The sequence below is a fragment of the Achromobacter pulmonis genome (assembly GCF_902859765.1).
GTDB lineage: Bacteria > Pseudomonadota > Gammaproteobacteria > Burkholderiales > Burkholderiaceae_B > Achromobacter > Achromobacter pulmonis.
The window spans coordinates 57,660-78,486 of record NZ_CADIJV010000012.1; the positions used below are offsets into that span (position 1 = coordinate 57,660).

Below are 20,827 nucleotides of genomic sequence, written 5' to 3' on the forward strand. Positions count from 1 at the left end.
TACCCGGGCCGCGCGCGCCGCATACAGGAGCCTCGCATGTCTACCACCGCCACGTTGACTTCCGCGCCCGCCGCGCCGCGCCACATGACCGTCCCGGCGTTTCGCGCCCGCAAGCGCGCCGAGCCGCTGGTCATGCTCACCGCCTACACCGCGCGCATGGCCGAACTGCTGGACCCGCACTGCGACGCGCTGCTGGTGGGCGATAGCCTGGCGCAGACTCTCTACGGCCTGCCGTCCACCGTGCCGGTCACGCTCGACATGATGATCGCGCACGGCGCCGCCGTGGTGCGCGGCGCGCGCCAGGCATTGGTCGTCGTGGACATGCCTTTCGGCAGCTATGAGGCCAGCCCCGAGCAGGCGTTTCACTCGGCCGCGCGCATCCTGAAGGAAACCGGCGCCAGCGCGGTCAAGCTGGAGGGCGGTCAGGCCATGGCGCCGGCCATCGCCTGCCTGACGGCGCGCGGCATTCCGGTGATGGCGCACATCGGCCTGACCCCGCAGGCGGTCAACCTCCTCGGCGGCTACGGCGCGCGCGGCCGTGGCCAGGCCGAATACGCCCGCATCGCCGCCGACGCCAGGGCGGTGGCCGACGCGGGCGCGTTCGCGGTGGTGATCGAAGGCGTGGTCGAGCCGCTGGCGCTGGCCGTTACCGAGGCCATTGCCTGCCCCACCATCGGCATCGGCGCCTCGGCCGGCTGTGACGGCCAGGTGCTGGTGGTGGACGACATGCTGGGCATGTTCGACCGCACCGCCCGCTTCGTCAAACGCTATGACAGCCTGGCCGAGCGCATCCAGGCCGCCGCCCGCGATTATGCGGCCGACGTGCGGTCCCGCCGCTTCCCGCAAGCGGAACACCTGTACGGCTGACACGCCCGGCGCGGTCCGGCCCGCGCGCGCATTTGTCGCTAGAATCAGGCCATGCCCGACTTTCGCGCCGTCCGCCAGCCATGAATCCGCCTCGCCATGACACCCCGCAGTTGCAGGACGCGATCGCCGACGCGATCAGCACCGCCACCCGCGGCGCCGGCCGCGTCAACATCCTGGTCGCCGGCAAGACCGGCGTGGGCAAGAGCACCCTCATCAACGCGGTGTTCCGCGGCGACCTGGCCAGGACCGGCGCCGGCAAGCCGGTCACGCAAACCACCCAGGAGTTCTCGCGTCCCGGCCACCCGCTGACCATCATCGATACCCGCGGGCTGGAGGTCGGCGACTACGCGCGCTCGCGCCAGCAACTGGCCGACCTGATCGGCGAGCGCGCCGCCGCGCAAGACCCGGACCGGCATTTGCACGTCGCCTGGCTCTGCCTCCAGGAAAGCAGCCACCGTGTCGAAGACGCCGAAATCGAATTGAGCGCGCTGCTGGCCGATGCCGGCATTCCGGTGATCGGCGTGCTCACCAAGGCGCGCAAGAACAGCCCGTTCCTGGAACAGGTCCGCGCGCTGCTGCCGCGCGCGCGGCAGGTGGTGGCGGTGCGCGCCCTGCCCGAGCACATCGAGGAGCTGGGCGCCGACCTGCCGCCCATGGGGCTGGACGCGCTGATCGAAGCCACCGCGCAGTACATCCCCGAATCGCAACAGCGCGCCTACGCCAACGCCCTATCGACCCGCAATCTCAAGGCCCTCGAAGTAAAAAAAAAGCGGGCTGAAATAGAGGTCAACGTCGCCGCCGGCCTGGCCGCATCGGCCGCCGCCGCGCCGATCCCGTTCTCGGACGCGGTAGCCCTGGTGCCGATCCAGGTCGGCATGATCGCCAAGATCGGCATCACCTTCGGCATGGAACTGAACACCACCGCCATCAGCACGCTGGTGACCTCGTCGCTGGGCGCGTCCGCGGCCACGCTGGTCGGCCGCTCGGTGGTGTCGGGCCTGCTCAAGTTCATTCCCGGTGCCGGCAGCGCGGTGGGCGGCACCATCGCCGCCACCACCGCCGGCGCCATCACCAAGCTGCTCGGCAACGCCTATATCGCCGTGCTGTACGACTTCTGCCAGAAACATCCGGGCCAGGATCTCGACATCCCGATGATCACGCAGGCGCTGAAACAGCGCATGGGACGCTAGGCGCGGCACACGCCTGCTGCTTGCGCCAGGTCCGTTGCCCGGCGCAAGGATCCGACTTAATGCGTCAAGATCGGCAAGAATGCGCCTTTTCGCGCCATGCCGGTAAATAATCACGGCGGCACGACGTAAAGGGAGTGCCGCGAATCCCGCAACGCCCGCCCAATCCAATGATCCTCGAAAATTCCGACGTCATGTACCGGCACCTCGTGCAAGGTGTCGTCGACTACGCAATCTACATGCTGAACCCCGACGGCACGGTCGCCAATTGGAACGCCGGCGCGCAGCGCGCCAAGGGCTATACGCGCGACGAAATCGTGGGACGGCACTTCTCCTGCTTCTACAGCCCGTCCGACCAGGCCGCCGGCCTGCCCGCGCGCGGCCTGGCCACTGCCCGCGAGCAAGGCCGCTTCGAGGCCGAAGGCTGGCGCATCCGCAAGGACGGCACGCCGTTCTGGGCCCATGTCGTGATCGATGCCATTCACGACGACGCCGGCGCCCTCATCGGCTACGCCAAGATCACCCGCGACTGCACCGAGCGGCGTGAACGTGAATTGCAGCTGCTGCAAGCCAAGGATCTGGCCGAACGCTACAACAGCGAGCTGACCTCGCTATCGAGTTTCCTGGAAGCGGTGGTCTCGCACATCCCCTCTTGCGTGCTGGTGCTGGACGCCGTGTCGCGCCGCATCCTGCTGGCCAACCGCCAGACCGAGGCCGCCTTCGGCGCGCGCCGCGAACAGATGCTAGGGCTGACCATGCAGCAGTGCCTGCCGCCCGCCGTGCATGAGTTCTTCGAGCGCCTGACCAACGACGCCCTGCGCTCGGACGGCGCGCTGCGCGAGGCCGGCCAGGAGGAAGTGATGACGGGGCGCGGACCGCGCACCCTGCGCAGCCGGACGCTGGTATTCCACAGCAACGATCCGCGCTCGCGTTACGTGCTGCTGATCGCCGATGACATCACCGACGAGAACGCCGCGCAGGCTCAGGTACGCTACATGGCGCACCACGACACCCTGACCGGCATTCCCAACCGCCGGCTGTTCCGCGAGCGGCTGCTCAAGGCGCTGGCGCCCGATGGCCGCGAACGCAGCGCCGCGGTGCTGTGCCTGGACCTGGACAACTTCAAGAGCGTCAACGACACGCTGGGTCACTTGCACGGCGACGAACTGCTGCGCCAGCTGGCGCGGCGCCTGGCCAAGAATCTGCGCGAACAGGACACGCTGGCGCGCCTGGGCGGCGACGAATTCGCGGTCGTGCTGCCCGGCATCGAGAAAACCGACGACCTGCGCCAGATGGCGCAACGCCTGATCGACGCAGTGCGCGAGCCGTTCCAGGTCGACGGCCATACCGTGCCGGTCAGCGTCAGCATCGGCATCGCGCGCGCCACCGCGCAGGAGTCAGGCGCAGACCACCTGCTGCGCTACGCCGACATGGCGCTCTACGAAGCCAAGCGCAATGGCCGCAACTGCCTGGCGTTCTTCAAGCCCGAAATGGAAGCCGCCGCGCTCAAGCGCCACGAAATGGAGATGGACCTGCGCCAGGCGATCCTGTCGCACCAGTTGCAGCTGTACTACCAGCCCATCAAAGACACCAGCCACGTGCGCACGGTGGGCCGCGAAGCCCTGATGCGCTGGCAACATCCGGCCAAGGGCCTGATCATGCCCAACGACTTCATCCCGATCGCCGAGGAAACCGGGCTGATCCACGAGTTGGGCGCCTTCACCTTGCATGAGGCCTGTCGCGAGGCCATGACCTGGGACGCGCACGAAACCGTGGCGGTGAACCTGTCGGCCACGCAGTTCAACAACAGCGCGCTGGTGTCGCTGGTGGAGTCCGCCCTGGCCACCTCGGGCCTGGCGGCCAGCCGGCTGGAGCTGGAGATCACCGAATCGGTGCTGCTGGCCAACTCCGAGGCCAACCTGAACACACTGAACCGGCTCAAGCAACTCGGCGTGAAAGTGGCGCTGGACGACTTCGGCACCGGCTATTCGTCGCTGGGATACCTGCGCACCTTCGAGTTCGACAAGATCAAGATCGACAAGTCCTTCACCCAGGACGTCGAATCGAGCAAGGAAGCGCTGGCCATCATCCGCGCCATCAACGGTATCGGCCGCAGCCTGGACATCCCCACCACCGCCGAGGGCGTCGAAACACCGGCGCAGCTGGAACGGCTGACCCAGGAAGGCTGCTCGCACTTCCAGGGATACCTGCTGGGGCGGCCGGTATCGCACGAACCGCCACCGCAGCCATAGCGCCGCGGCGGTGGCGCGTCAGCCCCGCAGCAATGCCTGGCTGGCGCGGGCCGCGGCCTGGCGGGCGCGCACCCGTTCGAACAGGTTCTTCGGATCGGCCAGGTCCGGCGCCACTTCGATGCGCGTACCAGCACCATGCTTGAGCGCGCTGTCGCGCAGCCAGCGCAGGGCCGAGAAATCCTCCAGCGCGAAGCCGACCGAGTCGAACACGGTCACATCGCGTGCGTCCTGGCGGCCGGCGCGCTGGCCGGTCAGCACTTGCCACAGCTCGGTCACCGCGAAGTCGGCCGGCATCTGCTGCAGATCGCCTTCGATGCGTGTCTGCGGCTCGTATTCGACGAACACGGGGCCGGCGCGCAGCACATCGGCATGCAACTCGGTCTTGCCGGGACAGTCGCCGCCGACGGCATTGATGTGCATGCCGGGCTCGACCATGTCGGCAGTGAGGATGGTGGCGTAGGTCTTGTCGGCCGTCACCGTGGTCACGATGTCCACGTCCCGGACGGCGGCGGCGGTGCTGTCGAAACGTCGCAGGCGCAGGCCCGGCACATCGGCCAGGTTGCGCGCCAGCTTGTCGCTGGCGGCCGGATCGACATCATGCAGGTGCAGCGTGTCGATGCCGAGGATGTGATGGAACGCCAGCGCCTGGAATTCGCTCTGCGCGCCATTGCCGATCAGCGCCATGCTGCGCGCCCCCGGCCGGGCCAGGGCGCGCGCGGCCAGCGCCGAGGTGGCGGCGGTGCGCAGCGCGGTGGTCAGGGTCATTTCACTGATCAGCAAAGGCTCGCCAGTGCTGACCTGCGCCAGGGCGCCAAAGGCCATCACGGTGCTCAGGCCGGCCGCCGGATTGCCGGGATGGCCATTGACGTACTTGAAACTGTAGAGATCATGATCGGCGATGGGCATCAACTCGATCACGCCGCTGGCCGAATGGCTGGCCACGCGCGCGCTTTTGTCGAACTCCGGCCAGCGCAGGAAGTCGGCCAGCAGGTAATCCAGCAGATCCTCGAACACCTTGCGCGGTCCCTGCGCGGCCACGATTTTCGCAACATCGGTGGTGGTGAGCAGTGTCGTCATTGTTTTCCCCTGATGGTCCTGATACGGAAATTCTGTCCGATGCCCAGGTCAATGCCTAGCGCCCACTTTCCACACGAAATGCGAGGAATCTGCCATTCTGGCAACGGCCGCTGCCACTTGTCGCAAACCGGCGCCATCGCCCTGGAGCGGCCCTCAGGCCGGGCGCGCGTCGGCGCGCAACTCCGATGGCAGGTGTTCGCGCATGGTCTCGATGAAGCGCCGCAGGCGCGCCGGCTGCAGCCGCGACGGCGCATAGACCAGGTACACCGGCAGCGGCGCGGCGCGCCATTGCGGCGCCAACTGCACCAACTGGCCTGTGGCCAGTTCCTCGCGTAGCGCCCAGGCCGATGCGATGCCCACGCCCAGGCCCAGCAAGGCTGCCTTGCGCAGCGCGTACAGGCCGTCGGTCGACAGGCGCGGCTGGATCTCGAAGCTCGCGACCTCGCCGGTATCCACGTGGGTCAGGCTGACCTGGTCGCGATAGAACGTGCGCAGCGCCAGCCAGGGCAGGCCGGCCAGTTCGGACGGATGCGCGGGAACCGGACCGCCGCCCAACAGCGACGGCGCCGCCATGACGCTGCGCGGCACCTCGCCCAGCTTGACCGCCACCACCGAGGGGTCCTCCACAGGACCGACCTTGATGGCGCAATCGATGTTCTCGGCAATGAAATCCGGCAACCGGTCATGCAGCAGCCATTCGACATGCATGCGCGGGTACTGGCGCAGGTACTGCGCCAGCGCGTCCATGAATTGATTCTGGCCGAACGCGTGCGGCGCCACCACGCGCAACGTACCCGCCAGCGCCTCGCCGGCCCCGCGCACATCGCTCTCGAACGACTGCCAGGAAGCCAGCAGTTCCTTGGCGCGCTCGTAGCAGCGCTGGCCGTCCTCGGTCAGGCCGATGGCGTGGGTCGAACGCTGCAGCAAGCGCACCGCCAGCGAACGTTCGAGCTGTTGCAGGCGGCGGCTGACCGTGGGCTGCGTGGCCCCCAATTGCGCCGCGGCGGCCGACAGGCTGCCGGCCTCCACGATGCGCACGAAGGTCTCGATCAACAACATGCGGTCGGAGCCGGTCGGGGCGGCCAGGGCAGGGATGGTCATACGTCTATCGTATAACGGATCTACCCGACGGACGGCTACTCAGGGCCCGCCCATGCGCGCAGAATCTGCGCCGTACCCACCTCGCGGTGCTTTTTCCGAACGGATTCCGACTATGCCCTCCGATACCCGGGCGCACGACGCGCCCCCCACCCAAGAGCTCTCCGCCGGCCTGGTGCTGCTGCTGGCGATCGGCGCCGGCCTGGCGGTCGCGTCGCTGTACTACAACCAGCCCATGCTCGGCATCCTTGGCGCGGACCTGCGCGCCAGCCCCGCCGCGCTCGGCTGGATTCCCACGCTGACCCAGCTTGGTTATGCGTTCGGCATATTGACGCTGGCCCCGCTGGGCGACCGCTACGACCGCAAGCGCATTGTCCTGATCAAGGCCGCGGCGCTCAGCGCAGCCCTGCTGCTGGCCGCCCTCGCGCCCGCGATCGGCGTGCTGCTGGCCGCCAGTTTCGCCATCGGCCTGTCCGCCACCCTGGCCCAGGACATCGTGCCGGCCGCCGCCACGCTGGCGCCCCCGGCGCACCGCGGCCGCATCGTCGGCACGGTGATGACCGGCCTGCTGCTGGGCATCCTGCTGTCGCGCGTCATCAGCGGCGTGGTGGCCGAACAGCTCGGCTGGCGCACCATGTTCCTGGTCGCGGCGGTGTCCATCCTGGCGCTGGGCGCGGCCCTGTGGCACGGCCTGCCAGCCTTCGCGCCAACCACCCGGCTGCCCTACCGCGAATTGCTGGCCTCGTTGCCGCGGCTGTGGCGCCAGCATGGCGAACTGCGCCGCGCCGCCACGGCACAAGGCCTGCTGTCGCTGGGTTTCAGCGCCTTCTGGTCGACGTTGGCGGTGATGCTGCACGAAGCGCCATTCCATCTCGGCGCCGCCGCCGCCGGCGCCTTTGGCCTGGCGGGCGCGGCGGGTGCGCTGGCCGCGCCACTGGCCGGACGCTATGCCGACCGGCGCGGCCCGCACGCCGTCAGCCGCCTGGGCGCCGCGCTCACGACCGTGTCGTTCGCCGCCATGGCGCTGCTGCCGCTGCTGTCCGCCCAATCCGGCCTGTGGCTGATCGCGGCCAGCGCCATCGGCTTCGACCTGGGCATTCAGGTGGCGCTGATCGCGCACCAGAGCATCGTCTACGGCATCGACCCGGCCGCCCGCAGCCGCCTCAACGCCGTGCTGATGGTCAGCGTCTTCATCGGTATGGCCGCGGGCGGAGCGCTGGGCAGCCTGGCGCTGGCGCACTGGGGCTGGATCGGCGTGACACTGGTGGCCACGGCGGCAGCCGGCGGGGCGTTGCTGTTGCGTCTCTGGCCGGCTGCGGGCGAACGCCGCGCCCGGGCGGGCTGCGCGGCCTGACCGGCGGCGGCATGGCGGCGCCGGGCCGGGCCCGTCGGCCCGGGGGAATCCCCGGCCCCTGCGGCGGGCCGGGCCTCAAACGCCAATGTTCCCGGGCATAGGCCCCCCGGTGCGCCCGGCGGGAACGAGGGCCGGAACCCCCGGGAAAACATGGGTGGAAATCCCCCGGATCTGATTTATGCTTTCAATGAGCATAAATCAGCTCTTTTTTTTCCCCACAAAATGCTCAATATGAGCATTTAAAGCGCCCAAGGAGTCCATCATGACCGCCGCCCCCCTGCGCACCGTCGCCTTCGACCTGCCCACTGCCAGCCATCCCGGCGCCGTCGGCCAGGCTTGGGCCCGCGTGCCTGCGCCCCTGTCGACCGCCGGACGCGCCGAGGCGGCGCAACGCATCCGCGCGCTGCTGGCGCGCGAAAACGCAGTGCTGGTGGCGCATTACTACGTCGACGGCGACGTCCAGGAACTGGCCGAAGCCACTGGCGGCTGTGTCGGTGATTCGCTGGAGATGGCGCGCTTCGGCCGCGACCACCCGGCCGCGACCCTGGTGGTGGCCGGCGTGCGCTTCATGGGAGAGACCGCCAAGATCCTCAGCCCCGCCAAGCGCGTGCTGATGCCGGACCTCGACGCCAGTTGTTCGCTCGATCTGGGCTGCCCCGCCCCGGCCTTCGCCGACTGGTGCGATGCCCACCCGGATCGCACCGTGGTGGTCTACGCCAACACCAGCGCCGCCGTGAAAGCGCGTGCCGACTGGGTCGTGACCTCGTCGATCGCGCTCGATCTGGTCGCCGACCTGCATGCGCGCGGCGAAAAGATCCTCTGGGCCCCCGACCGCCATCTGGGCCGCTATGTGCAGGCCCAGACCGGCGCCGACATGCTGCTGTGGCAGGGCGCCTGCCTGGTGCACGACGAGTTCAAGGGTACCGAGCTGGAACTGATGCGGGCCGCCTATCCCGACGCGCGCGTGCTGGCCCACCCCGAGTCGCCATCGTCCGTCCTGGCGCAGGCCGACGTGGTCGGCTCCACCACCCAGCTGATCGAAGCCGCCCGCCGCCTGGACGCGCCGCGCCTGATCGTCGCCACTGACCAGGGCATCCTGCACAAGATGCGCCAGCGGGCGCCCGGCAAGACGTTCCTGGCGGCCCCCACCGCCGGCGACAGCGCCACCTGCAAAAGCTGCGCCCACTGTCCCTGGATGGCGATGAACGGATTGGCCGGCCTGGCTCACACGCTCGAACACGGCGCCAACGAAATCCTGCTGGACCCGGCCTTGGCGCGGCGCGCCAAGGCGCCGATCGACCGCATGCTGGACTTCGCCGACACGCGCAAGCGTCCGGTACGCGCCAGCGGCGACCTGGCGCGCGACGGCGCGCTGTTCCAGCGGGTCGGGCCGGCCTGATGCCGCACCCCGGAGCCTCCGCCATGGCATTCGACGTCATCATCATCGGCAGCGGCTTGGCCGGCCTGGCCGCTGCGCTGGAATTGGCGCCGCACCGGCGCGTGGCCCTGGTCAGCAAGGGCGCGCTGCGCTCCGGCGCCAGCCAGCATGCGCAGGGCGGTATCGCCGCGCCACTGGGTCCGGGCGACAGCGTGGCCGCGCACCTGCGCGATACCCTGGAGGCCGGCGCCGGCCTGTGCGACGCGAACGCCGCGCGCGCCATCATCGACCAGGCCTGCGCGGCCATCGGCTGGCTGCAGGCCCAGGGAGTGGCCTTCTCGACCGAGGGTGCGCACCTGCACCTGACGCGCGAAGGCGGCCATGGCCAACGCCGCATCGCCCATGCCGCCGATGCCACCGGCCGCGCCATCATCGCCGCGCTCGTGGCGCGGGTCGAGCAGCAGCCCGCGATCACCGTACTGGCGCGGCACTGCGCCATCGACCTGCTGCTGTCCGGCGCGCCCGGCAGCCGCTGCCACGGCGTGCGCCTGCTGGATCTGGACCGAGGCCTGCGCCGCGATATCGCCGCCGCGCAAGTCGTGATCGCCACCGGCGGCGCCGGCCAGGTCTACGCCAGCACCACCGCGCCGCCCAGCGCCACCGGCGACGGCATTGCCATCGCCGCGCGCGCCGGCGCCCGGGTCGCCAACCTGGCGTTCACGCAATTCCACCCCACCGGCCTGCACCACCCGCGCGCCGACGGCTTCCTGATCTCGGAGGCCGTGCGCGGCGAAGGCGGAAGACTGTGCCTGCCCGACGGCAGCCGCTTCATGCCCGCCCACGATCCGCGCGCGGAGCTGGCGCCGCGCGACATCGTGGCGCGCGCCATCCATGCCGAGATGCAGCGCCACGCGCTCGATTGTGTCCATCTGGACATCCGCCACCAGCCCCGCGATTTCCTGCTGGCGCACTTTCCTCTGATCCACGGGCGCTGCCTGGCCCTGGGCCTGGACATCGCGACCACGCTCATCCCCGTGGCGCCGACCGCCCACTACACCTGTGGCGGCATCGCCACCGACATCGACGGCCGCAGCAGCGTGCCCGGCCTGTATGCCGCGGGCGAAGCCGCCTGCACCGGCCTGCACGGCGCCAACCGGCTGGCCAGCAATTCGCTACTGGAATGTGTCGTCACCGGGCGCGCCGCGGCGCGCGATATCCTGGCCAGCCCCCTCGCCACGCCATCCGGCGCCGCCATGGCGACCGCCGTGGCGCCGGCCCATGCCGCGCCGGCCGACGCCGCGGCCATGGCCGCTTGCGTGGCGCGGCAGCGTCAGGCGCTGCGGGCCTCGATGAGCCGCGATGCGGGTATCGTGCGCAGTGATGCCTCGTTGCGGCGCGCCGCCGACCACATCCGCGCATTGCGGCGCGCGCTTGAAGCGCACGACCCTGCTGACGACGGCCTGGCGCTGCTGGAACTGCGCAATCTGGCCCTGGTCGCCGACCTGATCGTGGGCGACGCCCAGGCACGCCGTGAGAGCCGTGGCGCGCATTTCAACCAGGACTGGCCGGACCGCGCGGAAGCGGCCACTGGCCAGGCCGCGCCCCCTTGAACCGCCGACGGGCCCGGACCGGACCGATCACGACGGCGGAAACGAAGTCCGGACGCGGGGGTGCCGCGGGCCGTGCTCAGGGTAACTGCGATCCGACAGCGTATTGACGACCTGGTACCCCACCGCCTGCACCAGCAAGCCGATCAGGCCGCCATTGCTGTTGCTGGACTGCACCCCCTGTTATGGCGTAGTAGCCCGACTCCGCCAACGGCATGGTCGCCTGCGCCAGCACTGCGGCGCCGGCGGCCACATCGCCAACTGCTCGACCAGCGCCAACACGGCGATACGCATGATCGGGTTCATGTCAGGCTCCCGTCCCGGTGGCTTGCGGTTGGCTGGGGAGACGCGGGCGCGTCGACCGGGGCGCCGGCGGGTTCGGGGTCAGTCGCTGCGGTCGCCGGCCGGAGTGTTGACCTGCGAGGCGTCGATGATCTCCGTGACCAGCACCGCGTCCGGCCCGTGCAGGAAGTACTCGGTCTCCAGCGGCTCGCGCAGCCTCATGTAGCGGTCTTCACCGATCTGCATGGTGTGTCCGGCGGCCAGCGCGGCGCCGCTCTCGCGCAGGTAGGCCATGATGTTGTTGAACATGTCCGAATACAGCTCGCCCTGGTGATGGCCCTCGGCCAGCGCGGCGAAATCCGGCAGCCCGAAGCGCCCGGCGCCGTAGGTGCGCATCCACACGCCCTGCACGCCTTCGACCTCGTATTTCACGAAGCCGCAGTACAGCATGTTCAAGGGCAGCGAACGCAGCAGTTCCAGGCTCTCGTCGCCCATCGAGTCGCGCGCGAACACGCCCGCGGGCAACGATGTGCGGGCGCCTTCGTTCAGCACCGCGACGGCCTGCGAATCCGTCAGCGCCCCGGCCACCGCCGCCAGCGCCACGTACTGCTCGAGCGGGTCCGTTTCGAAACCTGCGTAGTACAGCAGCACATGGCTGACATGGCCGCGCACCTGTTCCTTGACCTCGGCGGGATAGTGGGCCGGCGCCACGCACGCTTCCAGCGCGTCATGCGGGAAGGGCGCGTCAAACCCCACCAGGCGCACCACATGCTTGCCCCAGCCGGCCAGGGCCAGCAGTTCCGGCATGTCCGGCTCGATCTCGGCGCGCGCCTCGCGCATCTCGGGGTGATAGGCGCGCAGCGCCGCCGCCAGCGCCTCGGCCCGCAGCGCCAAGGGCGCGGCAAACACCACCTGCAGGCTCGGGCCGTCCTTCATCGCGGGATTGGCCACCAGGGAAGCGGCGGCGGCCGCGGGCGATTCGGCGCGGCCGAAGAAGCGGGAAAAGATACTCATGTGCGGGGGTCCTGACGATGCGGGAAAAGCGGGGATGCTAGCAAGGCGGCGCCACATGCACGCGGCGCATGTGCAACAAAACCAGGCCGCGCGCTACCGGACGTTAGCTGCCCCCCTGGCTACCGCACCGCTTCACTTCAATTCCCGCGTCGCGCCGATGACGCGCAAGGTCGGCATCAACTGACGCCAGGCGTCCTTGGGAATGACCGCCGGCCGCTTCAAGTCCGCCACGGCCGGATCGTCCAGCAAGTCCCCCTTGCAGGCAAACACGATGCTGTTGGTCATATCGTCGTCCACCACCTCGAACATGGCGCCGCCGAACGCAGCCCGTACCCGCTCGAGATAGACATGGTGCAGCGGATGGTTCACATGAAAATTGATCACCAGGATGCCGTCGTCGCGCAGCGCGCGATGGCAGTCCGCGTAGAAATCCGCGGAACACAGCCCGGGCGGAATGCCGGCGTCGTCGAAGCCGTCCAGCAGCAGCACGTCAGCGGCTTCGCACAGCCCGCGCAGATGCTCGGCCGCATCGGCCTGGACCACCTTGAAGCGCTCGCCATCGGGCGGCACCATGAACGTGTCGCGCAAGGCGATGACCCCCGGGTCGACCTCGACCACCTCGATACGCGACTGCGCCAGGTAACGGTGGCAGAACTTGGCCAGCGAGCCGCCGCCCAGACCCACCATCAGGATGTCCGCGGGCGCCGGCGCGAACAGCACGAACCCCATCATCATGCGCGTGTATTCCAGGTCCAGCGCGTCCGGGCTGAGGGTGGACATGCGGCTCTGGATGACCTTATCGGAAAAGTGCAGCGTGCGCGTCGTGCCGGATGCCTGCACATAGGGCTGGGCCGGGCTGGCGCCGCGGCTGGCGGCATCCGGCGCCTGGGGCAGGGTGGACAGGGACGGAGAGGAATCTGGGGCGGACATGGGGCAGAAGATACCACCGCCACGGGTCATAGCACTTTCTCGGACAGATCCCAAGCAACCCCGGTTAAAGAACGGGCGCCGGCCTGCCGTACATCCCGTATCACCGCAGCATCGCGGGTGCGGGCCGCGCCGGCCCGCCACGACGCCACGCGTCCCGCCACAACGGAATCCCCATGCAACCCCTGGCCCCCGACACCCCTCTTGCGCAAACCGTTCCCGCGGACCACGACGCCCGCGCCGCCGCCCGGCGCGCCGATACCGCCGCCGGACAAGACCGGGACGGCGCGCAAGCCGCCCAACCCGTCTCGATCCGTGTCGTCCTCAGCGACGAGGCCCTGGAGCGCGCCGCCAAGGCGCGCAAGGCGGCGCTCCACATCGCCGCCGACGCGGCCCAGTCGCGCCAGGACCTGGCGCGCGCCCGCATCGCGCAGATCAAACAGCGCATCGATACGCTCAAGAAGATGCTGATGTTCCTGGGCAAGGCCGCGGCCAAGGTCATCCTGCGCGAGCTGCGCCAACTGGCCGGCGAACTCGGCCAGGCCGCCAACGCGCTCAAGGACAGCGGCGGCGCACAACTCGCCACCGGCGGATCGGCTGGCGGCGCCGCCCCCGTGGTCCATGGCGCGCAGGGGGGCCAGGCCAGCGCCGACGCCGCCGGACCGGCCGCGGCCGCCACGGCCGATGGCACCGGTGCCGACGGCGAATCGCAGGCCCACGCCGCCACCTCGCGCGCCCTGTCGGCCTACGCCGCCGCCAGCGACAGCGCCATGGATCCCAGCGCCGAGGCCGACGCGCCCCCTGCCGATCCGGCCGCGCAAGACGGCGCCGCCTCGGCCCGCGCCGCCGCGAACGACACCGCCACCTCCGGCGACACCGACACCGCCGGCAACCCGGACGACAAAGACGGCGTCACCGGCGCATCCCGCCAGGACCCGCAAGCCGCGCGCCAGCGCCACCAGGAAGACGCTCAGGCCGTGCGCGACGCCATCCGCGCCATGAAGGAACTGCTCGCGATGCTCAAGAGCAAGCTGCGGCAACAGGACAAGGAAGCCCAGAAGCAGGTCGCCGAGGTGCGCGACGCCCTGGCCGAGGCCGAAAAAAGCGCACAGGCGATCGAAGGCGGCGCCATGGGCAGCGGCATGGGCAGCGGCATGGATGGCGGCGCCAGCAGCGACGCCATGACAGGCGCGGCAATGGACGGCGGCGGCGGCCCTGCCGCCCCGGCCTGACCTCCCTCCTTCCCGCGCGGCATCGCCGCGGCCGGGCGCAGGCCGCGCCCGGCATATGATGGACCTCCCGCCACGCCGGACGTCCCCCGCCATGCCTTTCATCCGCCCGCTCTGCTTTGCCTGCCTGCTGGTTCCCTTCCTGGCCACGGCCCAGACCGATACCGACGCCGAGGCCGCTCGGGCGCGCGAAACCCTCAGACAACGGGCCGAGGATCCGGGCTGGATCGACGAGTGCTTCACCGCCGGCAATCCGTTCCGCTATTGCATCTACCTGGACAAGCCATCCGGCGGCTTGCGCGTCGTCGACCAACACTTGCAGGAACCCTACCAGGTCTACCTGTTCGACAACGGCCCGGACTACCCGCGGGACGGCCGCTACCGCATCCGCCTGAACGGCAAGATCGGCTATGCCGACGAAGAGACCGGCGCCATCGTCATCGCCCCGGTCTATGACTGCGCCTTGCCCTTCGAAGAGGGCCGGGCCCGGGCCGGCGTCGGCTGCCGGCAAGAAAGCGACGGCGAACACCGCTGGTGGTCGGGCGGCCAGTGGCAGACCATCGACCGGCAAGGCAAGACCATCGACTAGCTCGACCACTTCGGGAACGTACGTTTTGCCGCCGGCGATCGGGCGGACCTCGTGGGGTGAACGAGCCGGAAAGCGCCGTCAGACGCCCAGCTCATCGAGCCGGGCCTTCAATCGCGGCCCGGCGAAATCAAGAAAAGCGCGCAACTTCAGCGGCAGGATGCCCTGCCCGGGGTGGACCAGGCTGATGGGCCATGGCGCCGGCTCGAACGCGTCGAGCACGGTCCTGACCGCACCGGCACGCAGCGCATCCGCGATCTGGTAGGACAGCACGCGCGTCAGACCGACCCCGGCCATGGCCGCTTCGATTGCGGCTTCCGCGGTGCTCACGGCAAGCCGCGAGCGGATCGGCACCGCCACCTCCGCCTTGCCGGCCCCGAAGGTCCAGACTTGCCTGGACGCAATCTGTTCCATGGTGACGCATGCGTGACCAGCCAGCTCAAGCGGGTGCCTCGGCGTGCCCTGCGCGGCGAAGTAGGCCGGACTGGCGCAGACCACCCGACGTGTCGTGCCAACCCGCCTGGCGATGAAACTGCTGTCGGAGAGCTCCGCGATCCGCACGGCCACGTCGATCTGATCTTCCAGGAGATGCATCACGCGATCGGTCAGCACCATCCGCACATCGACGTCCGGATAGGTCCTGAGGAATTCCGCGACCACGGGCACCAGATGCACGCGTCCGAAGACGACCGGCGCGGTCACGACCAGCTCCCCTTTGGGCGCCGCGTATTCCCCCGACGCGGCGCGCTCGGCCTCTCCCACTTCTTCCAGAATGCGCCGGCACGCGGCGACATAGGATTGACCGGCTTCGGTCAGGGCAAGTCGCCGGGTGGAGCGATGCAGCAGTCGGGTTTTCAGGTGCGACTCCAGATCCGCGACCTTGCGGCTGACCGTCGCAAGCGGAATCTCCAGCTTGCGGGCCGCCGCGGAAAGACTCCCTGCATCGACCACGGCAACCAGAATCGACATGGCTTCGAGACGATCGGTCATGTTCTCATTTCTTGAGAGGATGATTCCCAATTATGCGGGGTTATCTTTCCCCCGAGAAGCTCCTACGATCCAGACGTCCCCGGCGAACGCGCCGGACATCTGGAGATGCGCCGTGTCCACCCTTTCGAGCACCAAACCGGAGGCCCTGCAATGCAGCGCTTCCCTTGAACACTTGCCCGTAAACCTGTTCGCAGCGGTCATGGGCATTGCCGGACTCTCGATCGCATGGCGCCAAGCCAGCCAGCAATTCGGCGTTACGCCGCTGATATCCGCGGCAACCGGGCTGCTTGCCATTTTGGTGTTCCTGGTGCTTGGCGGCGGCTATCTCGCCAAGGCAATCAGGCATCCGGCGGCGGTCGCCGCCGAGTTTCGGCACCCGGTCGCGGGCAACTTCTTTGGCACGATCACGATTGCCGTCCTGCTGCTTTCCGCTGTGATTTCACCGGTGAGCCAGCCGCTCGCCGAAGCGGTCTGGGGGGTGGGGGCCGTTGCCACGGTCGCATTCAGCTTCACCATTGCAAGCCGGCTGCTGCAGGGCAAGATCGAAACCCGGCATGCGGTTCCCGCGTGGTTCATTCCCGGGGTCGCCACACTGGATATCGCGGTCGCCGGGGGCACCATGCCCATGCCGTGGGCCCATGAGGTCAACCTGTTCGCACTGGCCGTTGGAACAATGATTGCCCTCTTGTTCTTTACGATCATCATGTCGCGCGTGATTCATCACGAGCCCCTGCCGGCCGCCATGATTCCGTCGCTGTTGATCATGATGGCGCCGTTTGAAGTGGGGTTTCTCGCCTACACCAACTTCACCCAGCGCGTCGACACGTTCTCCGGGCTGCTGTTCTACTTCGGTCTCTTCCTCTTCCTGACGCTGGCGCCCAAAGTATTTCGCAAGGGAATTCCGTTCGCTTCCGGATGGTGGGCCATCAGCTTTCCAATGGCGGCTCTCGCAAGTGCCGCGCTGAAGTACTCGATGTTCGCCCAGGCCTGGCCGGTCACGCTGATTGCAATCATCCTGCTCGCCCTGCTGAGCATCGCGATCGCGGTTCTCTTCGTCAGAACGCTGCAAATGCTCCTGAATGGCAGGCTGCTGACCGGTTGAAACCGTCATTGGCCAACGGCGCAGGGAAGGTTGCGCGTGGGAACGTATTGTAAGGTTACAATAAATGGTTTCCATTCTCATTGATGCGCGGGGTTTTGCGCATCCATCCTCTCCAGCCCTTCGCCGCCAACCATCCCTGCCATGCACCTTCGTTCCGCTCCGGCATTCGCCGCCGCCGTGGCCCTTGCCGCGCCTTTCACCGCGCCTGCGCAGACGCCTGATTCCGCCGTACAACTGCCCGCCGTGCGCGTTACCGGGGAGGGCGATTCTGGCGAAGGCAACCTGTTCAACCCTGTCGCGCCGCCGGCGGTCAACAAGTCATCCGTTCCCCTGGCCAAGACGCCGCAGTCGATCACCGTGGTACCGCGGGCGGTCCTGGACGCGCAGCAGGCGCAGACCCTGGCCGATGCGCTGCACAACGTGCCCGGCGTGGTCGCCAATCAGTTTGGCCGTCGCGGCTGGGACGACCTCATCATCCGCGGCCAGGTGGCCTCGGATTCCGTATTCCTGGACGGGCTGCGCACGGCGGCAAGCAATCGCATCGCCGAAACGCTTTTCGGCGTGGAACAAGTGGAGGTCCTGAAGGGGCCCGCCTCGCTGCTTTACGGCCAGGTTCTTCCTGGCGGCCTGGTCAACATGGTCAGCAAACGCCCACGCGCCGAGGCCTTCGCCGATGTCGCCACCACCCTGGGCAGCCATGACTTCCGGCAGGCCACGCTGGACATGGGCACGCCTTTGTCGGAGAACGGCAAGGCGGCCTTTCGCATCAATGCCCTGGCCATGAATTCGCATGACGAAACCGACCACGTGTGGTTCAAGAACCGGTTCATAGCCCCGTCGCTGTCATTGGATCTGGGTCCGCGCACGGATTTCACGATCCTGACCAGCTACCAGGAACGCCGTTACATCCGCCAGCAGGGCTTGCCGATCGTAGGATCGGTCAAGCCAAATCCCAATGGCGCGATCCCCCGCGACCGCTTTACCGGCGAGCCTGGCCAGGACCCCTATCGCGGCTACCAGAGCCGCGTGGGCTATGCGCTGACGCATCGCTTCGACAATGGCTGGACGGTCAATCAGAACGTGCGTTGGCAAACCTTCACCCTCAACGGCCAGTTGGTCGCCAACGGCCAATTGCGCGCCGACAATCAGACGTTGCGGCGCACCGCCACGGACCAGCATTGGGACGGCGACACGATCACGCTGGACACCAACGCGCAGCGGAAATTCGCAACGGGATTCGGCCGCCACGAAATCACCCTGGGCCTGGACTACCTGCGCACGCGCGAGAACAGTCTGTCGTACAACTGCTCGGTGCGGGACCTCAACGTGTACCAACCGGTTTACGGCAGCCCCATCAACTGCCCCGCCAATCCGCGCACCGACAGCAGCAGCACCGTCCGCTCGATCGGGCTGTATGCCCGCGACCAGATCGCTTTGGGAGAGAAATGGAACGCGGTCTTCGGCCTGCGCCATGACACCGCAACCACCTACTCGACCGACCATCGCACCCAATCGCGAGAGGACAGCAGCGACAACGCCATCACGGGATCAGGCGCATTGATGTACGAGGTCCTGCCAGGCGTGCGGCCCTATGTCAGCTATGCCACATCGTTCTATCCAAACAGCGGCACCGACGCGAACGGCAGCGCATTCAAGCCGGAAAGCGGCAGCCAATGGGAAGCCGGCGTAAAAATCGACCTTGACGAGGGCGCAACCAGCATCACCGTGGCGGCGTTCGATCTTGAGCGCCGCAACGTCCTCCAGGCGGACCCGTTGAACGACGGTTACAGCATCGCGGTCGGCAAGCAGCGCACGCGCGGCGCGGAACTGGGATGGGCGTCGGACCTGGGCAACGGCCTGAGCCTGACGGGAGGCTACGCGTATCTCTCGGCCGTTGTCGTCGACGATGGCGGCCAACAGCCGTCGACCGACAATACCCGCCTTAACAGCGTCCCGCGGCACAGCTTCAACGTGACCGCGCGCTATCGGATGCGCGGCAGCCTGACCGGCTGGGAACTGACCGGCGGCCTGCGCGGCGAAGGAAGCCGCTATACCTACGGCTACGACCTGCCTGGTTATGTCGTGGCGGACGCTGGCGTGGCCTATAACGCGGAACGCTGGCGCGCGGCGCTGACCGTCAACAACCTCCTCGATAAACACTACTACGCCGGAGGGGTGCGTAACGCCGTCGCGCTGGGCGATGGCCGCATTACCTTGCTTACGCTGTCGTACCGCCATTGAGATGACGGAGCGCTTCGGGGTGGCGGGAGCAACGCCGGCGGCCAGCCGGCCGGTACGGCGTGGCGCTCGCAGGTGGCGTTGATCGCGCAATGCCCGGAGCGCTCAGGCGGTCAGGAAGCGCATGACTTCGGCCCAATCGTTCGTCGACAGGGCGACATCCTCGAAGTCGCCAGCTTCCTCGTCGTAGCGTGACACGCAGAAGCGCTGGCTCCTGCCGGATTCGCGGTCGGCATAGTTGGCGTAGTCGACATACACCTTCAAACTACGCGCCTCGTTCTCGAACGAAGGAGCGGCATCGATATAGCTCGACGTGTCGAAATATCCTTCGGGAAGGGGCGGCAGGGTTGTTATGTCGAAGTCGGGAAATTCGCGACGTAGTCGTTCAAGATTCATAAGGGATGCATGTAGAGGCTGGAAGCCTGACATTTTACGTTGCTCAGCGCAATCGCCGCGATGGCCTCCGAAACTGGCGGTTCTCAGCGAGGGCCAGTCACTTGCTACCTGCGGGGACCAGGTCAAAGGCAAAGAACGACGGCGCCGTCGATGGCGAGCATGAAGGGCCACCCCGGGTGTGAACAGCAAGGCTCTCGAAGATCAACACAGAAAACGCCTTGGCGTATCGGGCTTCCCAAAAATCCTCCGATGGCGACGCCAGCAAGCCGATGCGCTCCCGCCCCATGATCGGCCCGGCCAGCGTCCAATGAGGGGGGCTCAGAAAACGGAAAACGAAGCGCGCGAGGCCGCTTTCAGCGGACGCTTGCACTATCGGGAAGCGTGCCGTTTCGCCATTCCCGTGGCGTCATGCTGCAATGTGCCTTGAATGCGCGAGAAAGCGCGGCTTCACTGCCGTAACCAACCTCAATCGCGATCATCTTCAACGGCCGCCCCTGTCGCAACGCCCGCTGCGCCAACCTGATGCGCCAGCCCTGTAAATAAACGCCAGGGGTACAACCGACAACGCTGCGGAAACTGTTGGCGAATACGGTACGGGACATTCCCGAGATGCCGGCCAGCGTATCCAGTGACCATGCTTGCCGCGGTTGATCGTGCATTGCCACGAGGGCGTGGCGCAACTTGGGGTGCGACAAGCCGGCCAGCATGCCCCCGCTGATCTTCCCTGTCTCCATCAAGTGCCGCAACACCTGAATCAACACCACCTCGAACAACCGGTCAATTAGCACATGCCGACCACAGTTGTTGCCGAATGCCTCATCGAACAGCAGCGTCAGCACTTGATCGACCCCATCGACGTCATCCAGCGCCAAGCAGATCACGTCGGGCAACGCACCCGCCACCGGATTTGAAATTCCGCCATCGAATTGAAGATCTGCACACACCAAGTCTGAGCCGCGCTGGGTGTCCGTCATAAAGCGCCTGGACATGGGGCGCGGATAGAGCAGCAGGCTTGGAGCGTTCACCTGGAGTGAGGGGCGCCCAGGATGGATGACCTCCACCGCCCCTGTCCTGACCAAATGCATCTGACCACCCTCGTTTGGGGCGGAGAAATCGGTGATGCCGCACATGGCACCCGAATGAAACATGCGTGCGCGTACCGGGAAGTGGTTCAGCAGTGCCCCCAAGCGGTCGGTACATGCATCGGTCAATTTGGAACTCCTAATCAAGTTTTCTGTATTTT

Annotated in this window: 18 protein-coding genes; 10 read left to right on the top strand and 8 right to left on the bottom strand. The window is 67.8% G+C overall.

Annotation, left to right across the window (positions count from 1 at the left end):
- The first annotated feature begins 36 nt into the window (after positions 1 to 36).
- From panB to HV701_RS12350, 3 genes are all read left to right on the top strand, one after another.
- Complete coding sequence (gene panB / locus HV701_RS12340) at positions 37 to 867, top strand: 3-methyl-2-oxobutanoate hydroxymethyltransferase (RefSeq protein WP_175133319.1); 831 nt, start codon at positions 37 to 39, stop codon at positions 865 to 867.
- 80 nt (positions 868 to 947) lie between these two features.
- Positions 948 to 2,057 carry a YcjF family protein gene (locus HV701_RS12345; protein ID WP_175133320.1) on the top strand — a complete coding sequence of 370 codons (1,110 nt, stop codon included), beginning with the start codon at positions 948 to 950 and terminating at the stop codon, positions 2,055 to 2,057.
- A gap of 167 nt (positions 2,058 to 2,224) precedes the next feature.
- Complete coding sequence (locus tag HV701_RS12350; RefSeq protein WP_175133321.1) at positions 2,225 to 4,306, top strand: putative bifunctional diguanylate cyclase/phosphodiesterase; 2,082 nt, start codon at positions 2,225 to 2,227, stop codon at positions 4,304 to 4,306.
- A gap of 18 nt (positions 4,307 to 4,324) precedes the next feature.
- Here the strand turns inward: HV701_RS12350 and HV701_RS12355 are convergent, their stop codons facing one another.
- Together HV701_RS12355 and HV701_RS12360 are read right to left on the bottom strand one after the other, a co-directional pair.
- Positions 4,325 to 5,383, bottom strand: coding sequence for an ornithine cyclodeaminase (locus HV701_RS12355; protein ID WP_175133322.1), 1,059 nt, complete (start codon positions 5,381 to 5,383; stop codon positions 4,325 to 4,327).
- 153 nt (positions 5,384 to 5,536) lie between these two features.
- Complete coding sequence (locus HV701_RS12360; protein WP_175133323.1) at positions 5,537 to 6,484, bottom strand: LysR family transcriptional regulator; 948 nt, start codon at positions 6,482 to 6,484, stop codon at positions 5,537 to 5,539.
- Positions 6,485 to 6,596: 112 nt separating this feature from the next.
- On the opposite strand from HV701_RS12360, the gene HV701_RS12365 reads away from it, so the two are divergent.
- The 3 genes from HV701_RS12365 to nadB all read left to right on the top strand — a co-directional run bounded on the left by HV701_RS12365 (position 6,597) and on the right by nadB (position 10,823).
- Positions 6,597 to 7,835 carry an MFS transporter gene (locus HV701_RS12365; protein WP_175133324.1) on the top strand — a complete coding sequence of 413 codons (1,239 nt, stop codon included), beginning with the start codon at positions 6,597 to 6,599 and terminating at the stop codon, positions 7,833 to 7,835.
- A 262-nt stretch (positions 7,836 to 8,097) separates the two neighbouring features.
- Positions 8,098 to 9,234, top strand: a complete 1,137-nt coding sequence (gene nadA, locus HV701_RS12370; protein WP_175133325.1) for a quinolinate synthase NadA — start codon at positions 8,098 to 8,100, stop codon at positions 9,232 to 9,234.
- A gap of 23 nt (positions 9,235 to 9,257) precedes the next feature.
- Positions 9,258 to 10,823 (top strand): L-aspartate oxidase, encoded by a 1,566-nt coding sequence (gene nadB, locus HV701_RS12375; RefSeq protein WP_175133326.1) that lies wholly within the window; start codon positions 9,258 to 9,260, stop codon positions 10,821 to 10,823.
- 76 nt (positions 10,824 to 10,899) lie between these two features.
- Here nadB and HV701_RS12380 read toward each other — a convergent pair whose 3' ends face one another.
- The 3 genes from HV701_RS12380 to HV701_RS12390 all read right to left on the bottom strand — a co-directional run bounded on the left by HV701_RS12380 (position 10,900) and on the right by HV701_RS12390 (position 13,046).
- Positions 10,900 to 11,037 carry a hypothetical protein gene (locus HV701_RS12380; protein ID WP_254595166.1) on the bottom strand — a complete coding sequence of 46 codons (138 nt, stop codon included), beginning with the start codon at positions 11,035 to 11,037 and terminating at the stop codon, positions 10,900 to 10,902.
- Positions 11,038 to 11,204: 167 nt separating this feature from the next.
- Positions 11,205 to 12,116 carry a DUF4261 domain-containing protein gene (locus tag HV701_RS12385; protein ID WP_175133327.1) on the bottom strand — a complete coding sequence of 304 codons (912 nt, stop codon included), beginning with the start codon at positions 12,114 to 12,116 and terminating at the stop codon, positions 11,205 to 11,207.
- A gap of 132 nt (positions 12,117 to 12,248) precedes the next feature.
- On the bottom strand, positions 12,249 to 13,046 hold the full coding sequence (locus tag HV701_RS12390) for a fused MFS/spermidine synthase (protein WP_175133328.1): 798 nt from the start codon (positions 13,044 to 13,046) through the stop codon (positions 12,249 to 12,251).
- A gap of 173 nt (positions 13,047 to 13,219) precedes the next feature.
- On the opposite strand from HV701_RS12390, the gene HV701_RS12395 reads away from it, so the two are divergent.
- Positions 13,220 to 14,275 (top strand): hypothetical protein, encoded by a 1,056-nt coding sequence (locus HV701_RS12395; RefSeq protein ID WP_175133329.1) that lies wholly within the window; start codon positions 13,220 to 13,222, stop codon positions 14,273 to 14,275.
- Positions 14,276 to 14,366: 91 nt separating this feature from the next.
- Positions 14,367 to 14,861: a WG repeat-containing protein gene (locus HV701_RS12400; protein WP_175133330.1), complete on the top strand. Its 495-nt coding sequence runs from the start codon at positions 14,367 to 14,369 to the stop codon at positions 14,859 to 14,861.
- A gap of 78 nt (positions 14,862 to 14,939) precedes the next feature.
- Here HV701_RS12400 and HV701_RS12405 read toward each other — a convergent pair whose 3' ends face one another.
- Positions 14,940 to 15,848: a LysR family transcriptional regulator gene (locus HV701_RS12405; protein ID WP_217467960.1), complete on the bottom strand. Its 909-nt coding sequence runs from the start codon at positions 15,846 to 15,848 to the stop codon at positions 14,940 to 14,942.
- Between the two features lie 112 nt (positions 15,849 to 15,960).
- Here HV701_RS12405 and HV701_RS12410 point away from each other — a divergent pair, with 112 nt between their 5' ends.
- Both HV701_RS12410 and HV701_RS12415 read left to right on the top strand, forming a co-directional pair.
- Positions 15,961 to 16,950 carry an SLAC1 anion channel family protein gene (locus tag HV701_RS12410; RefSeq protein WP_175133331.1) on the top strand — a complete coding sequence of 330 codons (990 nt, stop codon included), beginning with the start codon at positions 15,961 to 15,963 and terminating at the stop codon, positions 16,948 to 16,950.
- A gap of 141 nt (positions 16,951 to 17,091) precedes the next feature.
- On the top strand, positions 17,092 to 19,191 hold the full coding sequence (locus tag HV701_RS12415; protein WP_175133332.1) for a TonB-dependent siderophore receptor: 2,100 nt from the start codon (positions 17,092 to 17,094) through the stop codon (positions 19,189 to 19,191).
- A gap of 102 nt (positions 19,192 to 19,293) precedes the next feature.
- Here the strand turns inward: HV701_RS12415 and HV701_RS12420 are convergent, their stop codons facing one another.
- Positions 19,294 to 19,584 (bottom strand): hypothetical protein, encoded by a 291-nt coding sequence (locus tag HV701_RS12420; RefSeq protein WP_175133333.1) that lies wholly within the window; start codon positions 19,582 to 19,584, stop codon positions 19,294 to 19,296.
- A gap of 353 nt (positions 19,585 to 19,937) precedes the next feature.
- Positions 19,938 to 20,795: an AraC family transcriptional regulator gene (locus HV701_RS12425; RefSeq protein WP_175133334.1), complete on the bottom strand. Its 858-nt coding sequence runs from the start codon at positions 20,793 to 20,795 to the stop codon at positions 19,938 to 19,940.
- Between the last annotated feature and the right edge of the window lie 32 nt (positions 20,796 to 20,827).